General features: G+C 48.1%; 12 protein-coding genes. 5 read left to right on the top strand and 7 right to left on the bottom strand.

What is annotated here, in order from left to right:
- Positions 1-37: 37 nt before the first annotated feature.
- Both ACFQS8_RS05250 and ACFQS8_RS05245 read right to left on the bottom strand, forming a co-directional pair.
- Positions 38-973 (bottom strand): hypothetical protein, encoded by a 936-nt coding sequence (locus ACFQS8_RS05250; protein WP_382166213.1) that lies wholly within the window; start codon positions 971-973, stop codon positions 38-40.
- 393 nt (positions 974-1,366) lie between these two features.
- The gene (locus ACFQS8_RS05245) at positions 1,367-1,915 is read right to left on the bottom strand and encodes a thermonuclease family protein (protein WP_382166212.1); all 549 of its coding nucleotides are present in this window, start codon (positions 1,913-1,915) and stop codon (positions 1,367-1,369) included.
- Between the two features lie 131 nt (positions 1,916-2,046).
- On the opposite strand from ACFQS8_RS05245, the gene ACFQS8_RS05240 reads away from it, so the two are divergent.
- The 5 genes from ACFQS8_RS05240 (at position 2,047) to ACFQS8_RS05220 (ending at position 11,508) form a co-directional block, all read left to right on the top strand.
- On the top strand, positions 2,047-2,952 hold the full coding sequence (locus ACFQS8_RS05240) for a glycine--tRNA ligase subunit alpha (RefSeq protein ID WP_015826967.1): 906 nt from the start codon (positions 2,047-2,049) through the stop codon (positions 2,950-2,952).
- A 66-nt stretch (positions 2,953-3,018) separates the two neighbouring features.
- Positions 3,019-5,133, top strand: coding sequence for a glycine--tRNA ligase subunit beta (glyS, locus tag ACFQS8_RS05235; protein WP_382166211.1), 2,115 nt, complete (start codon positions 3,019-3,021; stop codon positions 5,131-5,133).
- A 23-nt stretch (positions 5,134-5,156) separates the two neighbouring features.
- Complete coding sequence (gene ppdK / locus ACFQS8_RS05230) at positions 5,157-7,844, top strand: pyruvate, phosphate dikinase (RefSeq protein WP_382166210.1); 2,688 nt, start codon at positions 5,157-5,159, stop codon at positions 7,842-7,844.
- A gap of 421 nt (positions 7,845-8,265) precedes the next feature.
- Complete coding sequence (locus tag ACFQS8_RS05225; protein WP_382166209.1) at positions 8,266-9,234, top strand: cell wall hydrolase; 969 nt, start codon at positions 8,266-8,268, stop codon at positions 9,232-9,234.
- A gap of 249 nt (positions 9,235-9,483) precedes the next feature.
- Positions 9,484-11,508, top strand: coding sequence for a TonB-dependent receptor domain-containing protein (locus tag ACFQS8_RS05220; protein WP_382166208.1), 2,025 nt, complete (start codon positions 9,484-9,486; stop codon positions 11,506-11,508).
- Positions 11,509-11,571: 63 nt separating this feature from the next.
- On the opposite strand, the gene nadC is transcribed toward ACFQS8_RS05220, so the two are convergent.
- From nadC to ACFQS8_RS05195, 5 genes are all read right to left on the bottom strand, one after another.
- Positions 11,572-12,429, bottom strand: a complete 858-nt coding sequence (nadC, locus tag ACFQS8_RS05215) for a carboxylating nicotinate-nucleotide diphosphorylase (RefSeq protein WP_382166207.1) — start codon at positions 12,427-12,429, stop codon at positions 11,572-11,574.
- A 52-nt stretch (positions 12,430-12,481) separates the two neighbouring features.
- Positions 12,482-14,059, bottom strand: coding sequence for an L-aspartate oxidase (locus ACFQS8_RS05210; RefSeq protein WP_382166206.1), 1,578 nt, complete (start codon positions 14,057-14,059; stop codon positions 12,482-12,484).
- A 5-nt stretch (positions 14,060-14,064) separates the two neighbouring features.
- Positions 14,065-14,571, bottom strand: a complete 507-nt coding sequence (locus ACFQS8_RS05205) for a hypothetical protein (RefSeq protein WP_382166205.1) — start codon at positions 14,569-14,571, stop codon at positions 14,065-14,067.
- Between the two features lie 130 nt (positions 14,572-14,701).
- Positions 14,702-15,871 (bottom strand): quinolinate synthase NadA, encoded by a 1,170-nt coding sequence (nadA, locus tag ACFQS8_RS05200; RefSeq protein ID WP_382166204.1) that lies wholly within the window; start codon positions 15,869-15,871, stop codon positions 14,702-14,704.
- A gap of 221 nt (positions 15,872-16,092) precedes the next feature.
- A complete protein-coding gene (locus ACFQS8_RS05195) occupies positions 16,093-17,193 on the bottom strand; it encodes an acyltransferase family protein (protein WP_382166203.1) in 1,101 nt (366 codons plus the stop codon).
- Positions 17,194-17,217 lie beyond the last annotated feature (24 nt).

Genomic DNA, 17,217 nt, shown 5'->3' with positions numbered 1-17,217 from the left:
GGGAGATGAAATTGGGTTTACGAAACCTCACTTAAGCTTAGTCCGTGAAGCATTTTTCCGTGCCATCGCCTTGGTCATAACAGTCGCGGCGGTTGGAACTTGGCGGCGGAGGGGCGGTACGCGGCGGTGGCTTGAAGCCGTATTTATCGGTATAGCTTTCCGTGTAGGTACCATTATTCGGCAGGTTTGCCTGACCACTACCCCAATGGGTTTTCTTACCGGACATGCTATCTGCCCATGCTTTGGGAGCGGTGCATTCAACACTTGTCGGCTTGTGGAAATAGCACATATCATAGGCGTCCTGAATGGTGCGCATTTTCTTGTTGGCATCCCACCAGCGGTAGAACATCGGCCCGCCTTCTTTGCGCGCGACTTCATAGAATTCCCAGTCGTCGATTATATTCGTGCGCAGAACCAATTCTTCGCGCGTTGCAGGCTTTTTCGGTAGAGCCGCTATGCGGGCTTTCTCGGCCTGTTCTGCCTTATAAGCTGCAAGCTGCGCTGCCTGACGTTCATTGCTAGTCGGTCCGGCAGTACAGCCAAAACGTTTTTCAGCCCATGCCAGCATAACTGGCGGCGGGGCATCAAGCCCCTTCGGGAACTCCGGCTTCACCGTGGACCGTCCCCCTTCAAAGGCTGCGAGTTCCTGATGATATTTCTTCAGCGTGGCGTGTGCAGTCGTGTCGCCATTGCCCATGCCGCAATAGTTTCCATAGCATTCAAGCAAAGCGCGGACGACTTTAGTGCGTGTTTTAACCGCCGCGGAGCCATAGTCCTGCCAATATAGAATGGCCTGTCCCCAGGTATTTGGTCCGCTGGCAAAATAATGTTCAAATGTGTTGGCGAGGACCAACCCGTTCGGACAGTTCTTTGCTGATGCTGCAGGCGCGAGAGTGATGGCGGCGAGCGCCGTGAAAGCAAGTTTTGCTGTTTTGCCAAATAGTGTGCGGTGTTTATGCGTGTGATTTCGCATTAATGCATCCCCTTTAATATGCATCCACGAATGATGTGGCGTTTAGATTGCACCGCGTCCCAGAGCAGGCAATATCATCAAATTCGGGATAAATATTATACGTGCTTGCAAAAATGGTAAATGGGGATTGTTGCAGTGGGATAGGGCGCGCGCGGTGTTTGTTTAAGATGCGCGTGTCGCGAACATGAGCGCGTTTAAGAAGGTGCATTCAAGAAGGTGCATTTGCTGGCGCGTAATGCACCCTACGGTGTGTCGCTGCGCGTCATTCCCGATGCGTTTGCGCATCAGGGAATCCAACACCCGAAATTGCATCCCGATACAATGTTGAAACGATAAGAGATGGGTACCCTGACGGCGAAGCTGTCGGGTATTACGGGTTTTGAGGGGGGAAGCTTATTTACACGAGCAGCTGTCGCCACGTTTTTCTTTTCTCCAAACCCATGGCGCTTTGTGCTCAGTCGCGTGAATACCAAGTTTGTTTTTCTGTGCGTATTCTTGGTCTGTTGCATACGCATCGCCGTAGTTCGGATCTGCGTATGCCCAGCCATTTCTGACTAATTCTTTGCTTACGTCGAGGGAACCAACACGACAGTCAGCTATGTACCTGCCATAACGAATCCAAGGTTTACCGTCCTTGTCTTTAAATTCACATTCAAATTCTGTGTTAGCAGCCAAATTTTCTAGGTATTTGCTAGCCTGTGTGTGACAATAGTTTCTGGACAATCCTTCAACTATACAGCTTTGAGTAGCTTCGGGTGCATCAATTCCATATAATCGGATTTCGTGGTTTCCGACCCATAAAGTATCTCCATCGACTATTTCGATTGTACTTTCGCTACCCGCTTTCACGATTAGTTTGTCATTTTGCAATGTTTGAGTTTGAGCAATTGCTGGCGAAATAAAAAGTGCAAAAATACTCGCAATTTGTAGAATCGATTTCATGATAACTCCCCACCTTGATCCTTGAGTCATAAAAGACTAGCTTCCGCGCCAAATTGTGCAATGGAAGCGGAGGGGAATCTGTGGTCTATGACGGCCAGAAGACAGACCTCGCGAACAAAAAAGAAACTGACATGTCAGCTAGCCAAAAACCTAAATCATTTCAGGATTTGATCCTGACCCTTCAAACATATTGGGCCTCTCGCGGGTGCGCGGTATTGCAGCCTTATGATATGGAAGTGGGGGCGGGTACATTACACCCCGCAACGACTTTGCGGGCGCTGGGGCCTAAGCCTTGGAATGTGGCATATGTGCAGCCTTCGCGCCGTCCGACAGATGGGCGCTATGGGGAAAACCCAAACCGCTTGCAGCATTATTATCAGTTTCAGGTGATCTTAAAGCCAAACCCGCCAGAGATTCAGGATTGGTATTTGGAAAGCTTGCGCGCAATCGGCCTAGACCCAACTGTGCATGATATTCGCTTTGTGGAAGATGACTGGGAAAACCCAACAGTGGGTGCTTGGGGCCTTGGCTGGGAAGTTTGGTGTGACGGGATGGAAGTGTCTCAGTTTACATATTTCCAGCAAGTGGGCGGCTTGGATGTCTTCCCAGTATCGGGTGAGCTAACTTATGGGCTTGAGCGCTTGGCGATGTATGTGTTTGGCGTCGATAATGTGTATGATTTGCCATATAATGACCCAGACAGCCCGCACCCATTATCTTATGGGGATGTGTTTCTGGAAAACGAGAAACAGCAATCAGCCTACAATTTCGAGCACGCCAATACAGATGATTTGCTTGAAAGCTTTAAAGCATGTGAGCGCATGAGCCAGCATTTGCTGGGGCTGGAAAAGCCTTTGCCGCTGCCTGCTTATGAGCAAGCGCTAAAAGCATCGCACATGTTTAACCTGCTGGATGCGCGCGGGGTGGTGTCACCCACCGAACGCCAAAGCTTTATCGCCCGCGTGCGCGATATGGCCAAGGGCGCTGCTCAAGCATGGGCCAAGCAAGAAGAAGCGGAAGCTGTCGCAGCAGAGTAGTTTGCGCGAAATTCACCGCTTTTTCTGAACTAAAATTTGATCTCTTTGCCATAGGGCACATACGCTATGCCACAATTACTCCTAGAACTTTTCTGTGAAGAAATTCCTGCTCGCATGCAAGCAAAGGCGCAAGCTGACCTTGAGCGCGCTGTGATGGATAAACTGTCCGAAGCGGGCTTGATGGCGGAAGGGGTGAAGGCTTTTTCTGGGCCGCGCCGTTTGTGTGTGGTGGCGGAAGGCTTGCCGGTTAAATCTGCGGATGTGCGCGAAGAACGCAAGGGGCCAAAAGTTGGCGCGCCTGAAAAAGCGATTGCGGGATTTTTGCGCGGTGCGGGATTAGACTCCATCGAGCAGGCTGAAATTCAAGACGATAAAAAGAAGGGCCAGTTCTATGTCGCGGTGATTAATAAGCCAGGCGTGGAAACAACGCAGATTATTGCGAATATGGTGCCTGAGATTGTGCGCTCATTCCATTGGCCAAAATCCATGCGCTGGGGTAGCGGAGAGCTGCGCTGGGTGCGTCCACTGCAACGTATTTTATGTACGTTTGATGGTGAAGTGGTGCCGTTTGAAATTGATGGCATTGCTTCAAGCAATGTCACACAGGGCCACCGCATTATGGGTGCAGGGCCGTTCACTGTGCGCCGCTTTGAAGATTATTCCGATATTTTGAAGAATAAGGGCCGCGTGATTTACGACCGCGAAGAACGCAAAGACATTATCGCAACAGAAGCTAAAACTTTGTGTGATGCGCAGGGCCTAGAGTTGGTGCCTGATATTGGCCTGCTGGAAGAAGTGGCGGGGCTGGCCGAATTTCCTGTGGTGATTATGGGGGATATGGACCCGAAATTCTTGGCGCTGCCGCCGGAAGTCATCACCCTGTCTATGCGCGTGCACCAGAAGTATTTTGCGGTGCGCGATCCTAAGACGGGCAAGCTTGCGCCTAAATTTATTGTAGTTGCAAACCTTGAAGCTGAAGATGGCGGCAAGACGATTGCGGCGGGTAATTCTAAAGTGCTGTCTGCGCGTTTATCTGACGCTGTGTTCTTCTATGAGAATGACAAAGCGAAGAAGCTTGAGACGCGCTTTGATAGCCTTGGTAATATCGTCTTCCACGAAAAGCTTGGGACAGTAAAAGACAAAGCCGAGCGTGTGGCGGCGCTTGCGGGTGAGCTTGCGCCGATTGTGAGCGCTAAAGCTGAGGATGCGATTGCGGCGGCAAAGCTCGCCAAATGTGACCTTGTGGCTGAGATGGTGTTTGAATTCACCGAGCTTGAAGGTGTGATGGGGCGCTATTACGCGATGGAAGAGGGCCAACCTCAGCACATCGCTGATACTATCCGCGATCACTATAAGCCTAAAGGCCCGTCTGATGATGTACCAACAGAGCCAACGGCTGTGGCTGTGGCGCTGGCGGATAAGCTGGATACGCTTGTTGGTTTCTGGGCGATTGATGAAAAGCCAACCGGATCAAAAGACCCGTTCGCCCTTCGCCGCGCGGCTCTGGGTGTGATCCGTCTCATTCTGGAGAATGATGTGCGGATTGGTTTACAAGGTGCCATGCTGAAATCCAAAGCTGGGGATTTAGTGACTAAAGAGGCAACGACTTCTTCAACTGTGAAGGAAGCAGTAGATAATGCTTTTGAAACTGTTGGTATTACCGACCTCCTCTCATTCTTTGAAGACCGTTTGAAGGTTTACCTTCGCGATAAGGGCATGCGCCATGATTTATTGGATGCTGTGTTCTCGCTAGGCGGTGATGACCTTGTATTGATTGTTAAACGCGTTGAAGCGCTTGCGTCATTCTTGGAAACTGAGGACGGAAAGAATCTCGTTTCGGGACATAAGCGTGCGACAAATATCCTACAAAAAGAAGAAAAAAAGGATGGTAGCGCTATAACGGGCGAGATTGACAAAAAACTGTTGTCAGAAGCCGCGGAATTGTCTTTGCATGAGGCATTGAATGCTGCAACAGCGAAGGCTGAGGCGGCATTGGCGGAAGAAGACTTCGCAGCTGCAATGTCGGCATTAAGTTTGCTACGTGCACCTGTCGATACATTTTTTGATGATGTGATCGTCAACGCTGAAGATAATAAAGTGCGGGTCAACCGCCTAAAATTGTTAGCTAGAATCCGGGATGTAACTAGCCAAGTCGCGGATTTTTCAAAAATAGAAGGCTAGGGACATAAAACGGGACGGCAATTATGGCCAACACAAAATGGGTTTATGACTTTGGAGGCGGTGCTTCTGACGGCGACGCATCAATGAAAAACCTTCTTGGAGGAAAAGGTGCTAACCTCGCTGAAATGGCGAGCTTGGGTTTACCTGTACCTCCAGGGTTCACAATCACAACAGCGCTTTGTACTGCTTATTATGATTTGGGCCGCAAATATCCTGAAGAGCTAGATGCTCAGCTTGAAACAAGTTTGAAAACGCTTGAAGCAAAAGCTGGTAAAGAGTTTGGATCAGCAACCAACCCATTGCTTGTGTCTGTGCGTTCAGGTGCACGTGCATCTATGCCGGGTATGATGGATACTGTTCTAAACCTTGGTTTGAACGACACCACAGCTGAAGGGCTAGCCCAGCTTTCTGGTGACCGTCGCTTTGCTTATGATAGCTATCGCCGTTTTATTCAAATGTATTCCAATGTCGTTCTCAACATCACGCATGATGTTTTTGAAGACATTTTAGAAGATTTCAAAGACCTTCAAGGTTATGAACTCGACACTGACATGCAGGCCGAAGACTGGCAGGAAGTCATTGTGAAATATAAAGCCGCTGTTGTGACGCACAATAATGGCAAACCTTTCCCAGAAGACCCTAAAGACCAGCTATGGGGCGCTATTGGCGCTGTGTTCGGATCATGGATGAATGATCGCGCGATCTTCTACCGTAAACATAATGATATTCCTGCATCATGGGGAACGGCTGTAAACGTTCAGTCTATGGTATTTGGGAATATGGGTGACACATCTGCGACGGGTGTTGCGTTTACACGTGACCCAGGCACAGGTGAAAACTTGTTCTATGGTGAATACCTCATCAATGCACAGGGTGAAGATGTTGTGGCGGGTATTCGTACACCGGCACCAATCTCAAAAGCACGTGCGGCTGAGATGGGATCTGATGATGCACCTTTAGAAGTGACAATGCCTGACGTTTACAAGCAGTTGACCGATGTGGCCGACAAGCTTGAGAAACACTATCGCGACATGCAAGACATCGAGTTTACCGTTGAAGAAGGTAAGCTTTACATGCTGCAAACGCGTAATGGTAAGCGTACAGCGCAAGCAGCTTTGGCTATGGCTGTTGAGATGTGTAAAGAAGGCTTGATTACTGAGAATGAAGCTGTGCTTCGTCTTGAGCCTGCCCAACTTGACCAGCTCTTACACCCAATGATCGACCAAGACGCTAAAGCGGCTGCGACGGCTGAAGGGCGTGTGTTTGTAAAAGGTTTGCCTGCATCTCCGGGTGCTGCGATTGGTAAAATCGTTTTTGATTCCGATGAAGCGGCGGATGCAGCTGCTAAGGGTGAAGATGTTATCTTGATCCGTATCGAAACAAGTCCAGAAGACATTCACGGCATGCACGCTTCTAAAGCGATTGTGACGGCGCGTGGTGGGATGACATCTCACGCGGCTGTTGTGGCGCGCGGCATGGGGCGTCCATGTGTGTGTGGTGCAGGGTCTTTGCGTATCAATAAAGAGCTTGGCGAAGTGTCTGTTGCGGGTGAAACGCTTAAACGCGGTGACATTGTGACTGTGGATGGCGCGACAGGTGAGGTCTTTAAAGGCCGCGTTGCGATGATTGAGCCTGATCTATCTGGTGATTTTGCACACATTATGGAATGGGCAGATAAAGCCCGTACATTGTCTGTACGCACGAATGCCGAAACACCGGCTGATGTTGAAGTTGCTAAAAACTTTGGCGCAGAAGGTATTGGTCTTTGCCGCACAGAGCACATGTTCTTTGATGCAGACCGTATCCCAGTTGTGCGCGCTATGATTTTGGCAAGCAGTGAGAAGGGCCGTAAAGAAGCACTTGAAAAATTGCTTCCAATGCAGCGTTCTGACTTTGAAGCTATCTTCCGTATTATGGGCGATAAGCCATGCAACATTCGTTTGCTTGATCCGCCATTGCACGAATTTATGCCGCACTCTGATGAAGAGATGGCAGATGTTGCCAAAGGATCTGGTGTATCTATTGAGGTGCTTACACATCGCGCATCTGAATTGCATGAAAGCAACCCAATGCTTGGTCACCGTGGATGTCGTTTGGGTGTGACTTACCCAGAAATCTACGAAATGCAGGCACGCGCTATTTTTGAAGCGGCTGTGAATGTTGCAAAGGAAACAGGTGTTGCACCTGTGCCTGAAGTGATGATCCCGCTTGTTGCGACGAAAGCAGAAGTGGCGCTTATGAAGGCGCGCATTGTGAAAATGGCTGAGGCTGTTCTACCAAAATCAGATATCAAGATTGATTATCTGGTTGGTACAATGATTGAGCTTCCACGTGCTGCATTGCGCGCAGCGGATATTGCTCAAGAAGCTGAGTTCTTCTCATTTGGGACGAATGATTTGACGCAAACAACATTGGGTATTTCCCGTGATGATGCGGCACGCTTCCTTGGTGATTATGAGAAGCAAGGCATTTACGAAAAAGACCCATTCGTCACACTTGATATTGAAGGTGTGGGTGAGTTGGTTCAAATGGGAACTGAACGTGGACGCTCGGTGAAGCCTGATCTTAAAATCGGGATTTGTGGAGAGCATGGGGGAGACCCTGCGTCTATCGCTTTCTGTCACAAGCTGGGCATGAGCTATGTGTCATGTTCGCCTTATCGTGTTCCTGTTGCACGTTTGGCAGCGGCACACGCGGCGCTAAAAGCGTAGCAAAAAGCCTACGATTCTATCTAAAGTGGGGAGCTGGACTTAGGTCTGGCTCCCTTTTTTGATTCTTTTTTAGGGCGAGTAGAATCGCTCTATGGGCGTTTTTTGAGTCGAAAATCGATTTTAGCGTTAATAAAATCTTTCATAGAAAATAAACTTCTAGCCTAATTTGGGAACAAATGTGGTTGTTCAAACGTTAAGGAAACGTCTGTTCTCAAACATTAACAAAACATTGCAAATAAGTCATGAAAGAGCATTAAGGGTTGCCAAAACCCAATGTTTTCTAATACCTAGCGCGAACGGGAGCGTTAACGCCTTATTAAGGTATGGTATTTGCTACCGTTATTTTGAGTTCATACATACGAAGATATTAACTGTTTTTTGGCTGAGGGATGATTGCAAGAGCGCAATCTTGTTAACTTTTATGAAATCGAATTTTCATATACTCAAAAGTTCTCTGGCGTTCGTTAAGGGCGCGTTGAACCAGTTGGTGATGATGTCGGCGGAAGAAAAGCGTCTTATGCAACAACGTGCAGTAGGGGTAGCGTGTGCTGCCGCAGCTGCTGCGTATGGTGCGCCTCAAATCACAGCGCATGTGAGCGTTCAGAAAACCGAAGAGGCTTTTCTGGGCCAAGCAAGCGAGCTTGCTGAGCTTATCAGCGAGTCCCAAGATGGAAACATTCAAATTGAATCCATCGATATTACGAAGCCATGGCGTCAGCAGGTAAACTACGCACAAGATAGTGCAATAGTTCCCGGAACGCTGACAAAAGCATCCTTCGATATTGAAAAGATCGACCCTGTTGTTGATGTTCTTGCGAACTTCTCTCCGCGTAAGCAGATTGAAGAAGTCCGTGAACAACGCCTTGAGCACTTGTGCTTGGCAGAAGCTATTTATTACGAAGCACGTAGTGAAGCACTTGGTGGTCAGTTGGCCGTTGCTGAAGTTATCGAAAACCGTGTGGCCTCAGAATATTACCCAGACACAGTATGTGATGTGGTCTATCAAGGATCAAACCGTGTAACAGGGTGTCAGTTCTCATTTACGTGTGATGGATCATTGCGCCGTAAGCCACGTGGTGAAGCGTGGGATCGTTCTGTAGAAGTTGCAGCTTATGTGATGATGGGCCTTAGCTCTAAAACACTTACAGGCAACGCTACGCACTATCACACAGACTATGTGTCTCCTTACTGGAGCTCTAGCTTAATCCACACAGAAACAATCGGAACACACATCTTCTATCGTAATCCAGAAGGTCGTGAGTGGACTGTTGTGCGTGCACGTGAAGCAAAAGCGCGTGCAGCAGAGCGTCGTGCAGCACAGGGCGGCATTCAGGCAGCCTCTGTATCTGCGACGGACGCTTTGAACATGGCAACGGAAAAAGCTTTGTAGAGATACGTATTCTTCTTTGAAATTATTAAAGCCGCTCAGATATCTGAGCGGCTTTTTTGTTTGCCGTGAAGTGATAGGAAATCTCTTATCGCAAAAGGCGTGTGAGCATATTTTTGTAAGAGGGGGCAATGATCGACAGTTGGTTCATTCTGTCTCACTAAATTAGATATACTATGCGATTGACAATCATTCTTAATAGTGGTTCCTAGCGCACTACTTGATAGTGAGAATTATTCTCAGGGGATTTGAATGAATAAATGTCAATTGATGAAAGCCACAGGTTTGATTGGTCTTAGTGTTATGTTTGCTGGTCAGGCGTTGGCTCAGGACAATCAGGATGCTGCAAAAACGGATGTCCAAGATACTGTCGTTGTATGGGGGACATCTGTGTCGTCAGACTCGCTCTTTTTGGGGGAGCAGGAATTGGCAGTCAAACAAGCGGATCACTTGTCTGACCTTCTTAGGACATTGCCTGGTGTAGATATTGGTGGAACGCATTCACTAAATTCACGCATTAATGTGCGCGGTATGGATGATAGAAATCTGGATGTGTACATGGATGGTGCGCTGCAGACGAATTATATCTATCACCACATCGGAAATATACTTGTTAATCCAGACATTTTGAAATCAGTCGAAGTTCAACCAGGTGCCACTTCGGTTACGCATGGTGGGATAGGCGGTGTTGTCCGTTTTGAAACCAAGGATGCGAAAGACCTATTAGCGACGACAGATAACCAATTTGGTGGCCGCCTAATGGCGGGGTATAATTCTAACGCACAGACATCGTTTTCGGGTGCTGGTTATGGTCAGATCGCTGAAAAAGTGGATGGGTTGATTTACTTCAACCAAGTTGATCGTGATAATTTTGAAGATGGTGATGGGCTTGAGACGATTGGGTCAGACGGCACAACTAAGAATTATCTTGCAAAGCTTGGATTTGATATCGCTGAAAACCAACGTATCGAATTGAGTTATGATGTTTTTGAGGATGCGGGAGATTATACTCAGCGCCCTGATATGGGTGTCCTCACAAATGCAGCGATTACGGGCGATATTCTGCTTCCGACTGAATATTCCCGCAACACGCTGAATTTGTCATATGATCTTGATCTTGGCGAATTGTTCCGTTTAGACGCTGTTTATTCCATGAATGATTTGGAATTTTGGCGTGATGAAACAAACCCAAATCTTGTTGCACGCACACCTCCTGCTTTCAAAGAGGCCGTTGCAGATAATCAGGGTGTAAACATCACCGCATATACAGATCTGAAATCTGGCAAAGTGAAACACGCTCTAACCTATGGTTTGCAGTATTTCGATCAAAACCTAACCTATGATGGGAATCTGGATGTTTCTGATGTCGCGGCAGAATCTGAAAATGAAGCGCAAACAATCGCGTTGTTCTTAGAGAATGAGATTAGTTTTGCCGATCGTTTTTTCCTAAGACCAGGCGTGCGCTATACCGATTATCAAGTGGATTATATTGATCAAAACAGCTCCTCTTCATATGACGATGTGACCTTTGGGTTGGGTCTTGAGGCACGTGTCACGGATAATTTGGTTTTGGAAGGAAGCTATCTGGAATTATTTAAAGGTCCCGAGCTGCCTGAAATTTTTGGCGGGAGTGGTGAAAGCAAAGTCGCAAACATCAATCTAAAACCACAATCAGGTGAGAATGTTGAATTAGGCGTGAAGTACACAACGGGCTTTGGTATCGCTGATTTGGCTTTTGGATTGCGCGCTTTCAAAACAACCATTGACGATTATATCGATGACCAAGGTACTATAGATGCCAATATTGGTACGTATGAATTAGAAGGGTATGAGGCGAGTGCACGTATCGCAATTGAAGATTTCAGCCTAACGACAACTATTGCCGATTCTGATCATGATCGCTCTGGCCTGACGCAAGCGCCAAGCTCTGAAAGTTTGCGGGAAACAGGTCAATCCATCGGTATCGAGGCTGATTATTTTATCACATCCTTGAATTTATCTTTGAACTGGAATTCTCAAATTACAACGGATGTGACGACCGCGTCTGGAGAAGACAAAGAAGGGTATGGCCTTCACAATATCTCTGCGCGTTGGGATGATGCTGTTGGCGTGTCGGGATTATCTGTGACGGCAGGTGTCGATAATCTTTTTGATGAGGCTTACACTTCGCAAGCGTCACGCACGGGGGCGACTTTCCACCCCGTATTCGGCGCTCTTGTTCTCAACGATGTTGAGCCGGGCCGAAATGTGAAGCTAACTTTGGCCAAAACTTTCTAAATCAGTTTGGAAAAATAAATATCAAGCGAACCCTTAATCGGGTTCGCTTTTTTTCTTTGGGGATCAGCCATAGTCTAATCCGACGTCCAAGTTGATAGCTGAGTGTGTCAGCGCGCCGACGGAGATAAAGTCCACGCCGCTTTCAGCAATAGCTTTCACAGTTGATAGATTTACACCGCCTGAAGCTTCGGCTTTGCACGTGCCGTTTATCATGGATACGGCTTTGGCCAGCATGTCGGGTTTCATATTGTCGAGTAAGACAGCTGTTGGACGAAATGGAAGCGCTTCTTCAAGCTGGGCGAGGGTATCGACTTCTATTTCGATTGAGCAAAGGTGGCCGACCGAGGCTTTCGCGCGTTCTAACACAGCTTTAATGCTGCCTGCAGCGGCAATGTGGTTGTCCTTGATCAAAATAGCATCATCCAAGCCTAGACGGTGGTTTACGCCTCCACCAAGCCTTACAGCGCGTTTTTCGAGGGCGCGGAAACCGGGGGTGGTCTTGCGGGTACATACAATGCGCGCTTGCGTGTGCTTCACTTCATCAACGAATTTGGCTGTTAGCGTGGAGATCCCAGACAAAGGCCCGATAAAATTCAGGATCATGCGTTCAGCTGTCAGTATGGAGCGTGCAAGACCTTTCAGGCGGATAAGTTCTGCACCTTTTTCAAAAGGCACGCCTTCTGGATGAAGCACTTCCCATTCTAAATCTGGATCTACAAGGCGCGCAGAAAGACGTGCGGCGTCATATCCGGCTGCAATGCCTGGTTCACGCGCATTCACGGTTGCAATCATCTTTGTGTCTGCGGGAATAGTGACATCCGTAGTGATATCACCAGCGCGGCCCAAATCTTCCATCAGTGCAAGGCGCACAAGCGGCTCGATAATGACATCTGGCAAAGGCGGTATTGGTAGCGTTTTCATGAAGCTCATTTCGAATAAAAGAATGTAAAATCAGATAGAAGATTGCGTAAAACTAGGACGCTTTCAAAGTGTTTGTGCTGTCCATTGGGATTGTCGTGATGATGGGATGTAAATCATCGCCTCTGCGCACATAGGTGCGTGCGGGTGGCTTTTCATTGGGAAAGTCTGTGCGGTAGTGCCCACCTCGGCTTTCTTCGCGAGCGAGGGCTGCACGTGCAATGAGGCGGCTGACGGTAAGTGCGCGCGCACCGCCGCGTGTTTCTTCCTTCATTTCAATCCACTCAGAAAGCGTGGTCAGCCCCTCTTTATTGCGAGAGACGCCGGCATGGTCTGCCATCAGCTTGCGCAGTGTTGCAAGACTTTCCGCTGAGAGGTCGATAGGAGGTTGGCCTAAGAGTTCCCCTTGTGTGGCGCTTAGTGTTGCTTCGCGTAAACGTGTGGCGATGCGGTCAGCGAAGACAACAGCCTCAAGCAATGAATTGGAAGCAAGGCGGTTCGCGCCATGAGCACCCGTTGATGAGCTTTCGCCGCAAACGGATAAGCCGTCTAATGTTGTGCGTCCCCATATGTCAGAGACCACGCCGCCCATATGATAGTGAGCGGCTGGAGCAATTGGGATATGGTCTTTGCGTGGATCAATTCCTGCCGCCTGACATGCTGCAAATACGGTTGGGAAATGATGCGGGAAATCATCACCCACTGCTGCGATTGTATCAAGGAAGGCACCACGTCCGGCCATGCGTTCAGAAAAGATTGCGCGGGCAACTTCATCACGCGGCGCAAGTTCGCCTTTCTCATGATAATCAAACATAAAACGGCGGCCCGAACGGTCTCGCAAGACAGCACCTTCACCGCGCAAAGCTTCTGTTGCTAGTGGAGCTGGGTCACGGTCAACATCAATGGCTGTAGGGTGAAACTGCACAAATTCAGGATCAGCGATTAGTGCGCCGCATTCATATGCCATTGCGATGGCATCGCCGCGTGAAGAGCGTGGATTTGTTGTGACTTGGAATAAGCCACCTGAGCCACCTGCACACACAACTGTTTCAAGGGCTGTCATGCGGCCGATTTCATGCGTTTGCACATCTTCGGAGACAATGCCGCCAATGCGTCCATTGCTATCTTGTAGCAGGGAGACAGCTTTAATGCCTTCAATCAATGTTATGTGTTTGGCTTGGCGAGCAGCATTTACAAGCGCTTGCATAATGGCTTGGCCTGCAAGATCACCAGCGACGCGGGCCACACGCGGATGGGAGTGAGCTGCTTCAAGCGAAAGTGCGAGTGCGCCATTTTCTGTGCGATCAAAAGGAACGCCTAGCTCAAGAAGGTCACGCACGCGGGCGGGACCATGTGTGGCGATGAGGCTGGCAACGACGGGTTCTACGAGATGGCTTCCGGCGGCGATTGTATCTTTTGCGTGTAGCTCAGGACTATCGGCAGGGTGAAGGGCTGCGGCTAAACCACCTTGTGCCCAAGCTGATGAGGCTGCGGTTCCAAGCGGCGCTGGGGAGATGACAGTACATTTTCTCGGTGCAAGTTTTAGCGCCAAAAAAAGACCAGCCAAACCTGCGCCGACAATAAGGATGTCTGCGTCAGGCGACGACGTATTGGAGTGAGAAATGACTGTCATAAAGCTCAGGATGTTGGCGCGGTATCGCGCTTGAAAATTACATAAGCGCGACTTGCGCTTTCGAGGGTGCCAATCATTTCATCAGTTGATTTGATCGTTAAACGCCAATCATCTGGTGCGTATTCATAGGCAAAGGGTTTTTGTTCTGCGATGCGCTTTATTTTTGAGACAAAGGCGGCTTGGTCACCCTCAACACGCAGTGAGCAAACTTGCTCTACTTCTGCTGAGACGGAAGGGCATTTTTCAAATGTTGTAAACTCGCAGCTATATTGATTGGGCTGCGATGTCGGGCGGATATACATTTGTCCCGTTAGTTTACAGGTGCCTTGATTGTAGCGTCCCGTTTCAAACACCCAAGAGCCGGTTATGTTTGCAGCTTTATCGGAGATGGGTTGGAGGGTGTGAGCAGATGCGGCTGGGCTTATGCAGACAGTCATCAACACACCGCTAGCAAGGCTTGCGAAAACGCATTTGCGGATCGAAGAAGGCTTGAAACTAGATATTGCTCTCATGGCAACAAATCCTCTGATTGAACCTGATTTTAATTTAATCTGATATCAACCTGAAATAAAATAGCGGTGGTAATGTGTTTTTAAAAAGATACCGCATCCGTGATGTTGAATGCGGTATCGAAAACAGCGCTTATGCTGGTTCGTTGATCGTTGCTGGCGATTCAACCGCAATTTCCATCGGTTGAAGCCCTGTTTGGAAATCTGGCGGTGTCTTCATTTTCGGTAGCGCGAGCATGGCATCAATTGCAGCTTTTGCTTTGATACGTACCACTTCATCAATGAGGACTTCGTGCTTCATATCGACCAAGCAGTCATAGATGTTTTCAACCGTGATGCGCTTCATGTGCGGACACAAATTACATGGTTTTACAAACTCAACATCTGGGTTTTCCATCGCAACATTGTCACTCATGGAACATTCCGTCAGCAGGAGCACTTTGTTTGGAGAATGCTCTTTGACATAATTGGCAAGCCCACTTGTTGAACCTGCATAGTCTGCTTGTGTGAGCACATCTGGTGGACATTCAGGGTGGGCAAGAACCATCACACCTGGGTGTGCTTCACGTAGGTCAATTACGTCTTGGCCAGTGAAAAGTTCATGGACTTCACAAGCACCTGCCCATGTGATGATTTTAATGCCAGTATTGGCTGCAACATTCTTTGCAAGATATTGGTCTGGCATCATGATGACAGTATCTGTGCCCCAATCCTTAGCCGCTTGTTCAACAACTTGGACCGCATTTGAGGATGTACAGCAAATGTCTGTTTCAGCTTTAACCGCCGCTGACGTGTTAACGTAAGTGACTACTGGAATGCCCGGATATTTTGCTTTTATCAGGCGAATATCTGCCGCCGTGATAGAAGAGGCGAGGGAACATCCTGCGCGCATGTCTGGGATAAGAACTGTTTTTTCTGGCGCAAGAATTTTTGATGTCTCAGCCATGAAGTGAACACCGCCTTGGACAATCACATCAGCATCAACAGCGGCAGCTTCACGTGCCAATTGTAGACTGTCGCCTCGGAAATCTCCCACGAGATGGAAGATATCTGGAGTCATATAGTTGTGCGCCAAAACAACGGCGTTTTTCTCTTTTTTGAGCTTGTTGATCGCGTGGATAAGCGGTGCAAGCGTAGGCCATTCCATTGGCGTAACAAAGTCTTTCACTTCATCATAGAGGTGATCAACTGCTGCTTTGACGTCGTCATCATAGGCGAGGCCGCGGTCTTGGGATGGGTTAGGTGTACGCTTGTCCAAGTTTGGAACAGCACACGTGTTTCCTGCATCAATAATTCGCGCCATTTTAAGCCCCTTTATTCTTTAAGGTGCCCAAAATTAAGCTTAGGAACCTTTTACTCAATATGAGTATTATGTAGGTGTTAGCCAGCACTTTTCAAGATTTAACTATCATTTTTGAAAGGAAAATCCGAACTTTACTGGGCCTTTGCCCATTTTGAGCATAGTTTTTCTAACGAATATAGTGGGCTTTGACAAGAAAAAACGCGTTATTGTTTAAGCTTACCTTAGGGGCGCTCACTTGGGTGCAAAGGTGGATGGAACACTTTCACTATTGGGACTTGACCTGAGGCCGATGAGTTAAAAAAAAGGCGTTGAGTCAGCTTAATGAGCGGTTTTTCAATGAGATAATGTGTCACCAGACCTGCAATGACGGATCCAATTGTAAACACGATCAACATGGGAAGCGGGCCGATAAGTGTATTCAAGCCCAGTTTTGAGACGAGAATAGAGAACACCATCAAGACGGGAAGGTGCACAAGATAAAGTGCGTAAGAACTATCGCCAATACGATTTAGCCATGCGGGAGATTTGATTTTGCCAAATGCTTCGCCCGCCACAAGCCCCATAATTGTCAAACTCGCGCCTATTCCAAAGCCAAGTGTGCGCCAGCCCTCATTCAATGGAAAAGTCTTGTTCAAGTCGGCTATGCCAATTGCAAAGAAAATAGCAAGACCACTTGCGACAACGAGATAGGAGTCGATGGCTTGTAGACGTTTAAAGTATAGCGCGCTCAACATACCACAGAGGAAGATCAAATTGTTGGGAGAGAGCAACATTGCAAACACTGAGTTTTCAATCGGCCGAAACAGCGTGATCGCACAGGCGGAAAACCATATTCCCATAGCGATCAGTCCAAAACGCTTTGTAAAAATAAGCAATCCAAAGGCTATATAGAACAGCATTTCATATTGGAGTGTCCACGCAACTTCCAACATCATGCCAGTGTGGACAGGGAATAATGAATAATTGTGTGCATATTCAAGAGTTGTTGGGTCAAGGGAGGCTCCAATACTCGGCACAAACCACATTGCGAGAATAAAGGCCGTTAGAACAACCCAATAAAGCGGGTAAATGCGTAAAACGCGCTTTAATGCAAATCTGGACACTTTTTCTGGAGTGCCGATATCCTTCTGGTGAATATACACCATGATGAAACCTGACAGTGCGAAGAAAAACTCCACACCCGCATACCCGATATTGAAAAGCTCAACAGCACTCTCGCCATTATAGAGGCGTTCCGGCAGAAAATAGATGTTGATGTGAAAGACAACAACGAATATCGCCGCGATTGCACGAACTGCTTGGAGAGATGATAATTGCTGCAATTTTTCTGCTTTCCAGATCGGTGT

Source organism: Hirschia litorea, from assembly GCF_042665075.1.
Classification (GTDB): Bacteria; Pseudomonadota; Alphaproteobacteria; order Caulobacterales; family Hyphomonadaceae; genus Hirschia; species Hirschia litorea.
The sequence above is the reverse complement of the archived record's forward strand: the minus strand, read 5'-3'. Positions and strand labels throughout refer to the sequence as shown.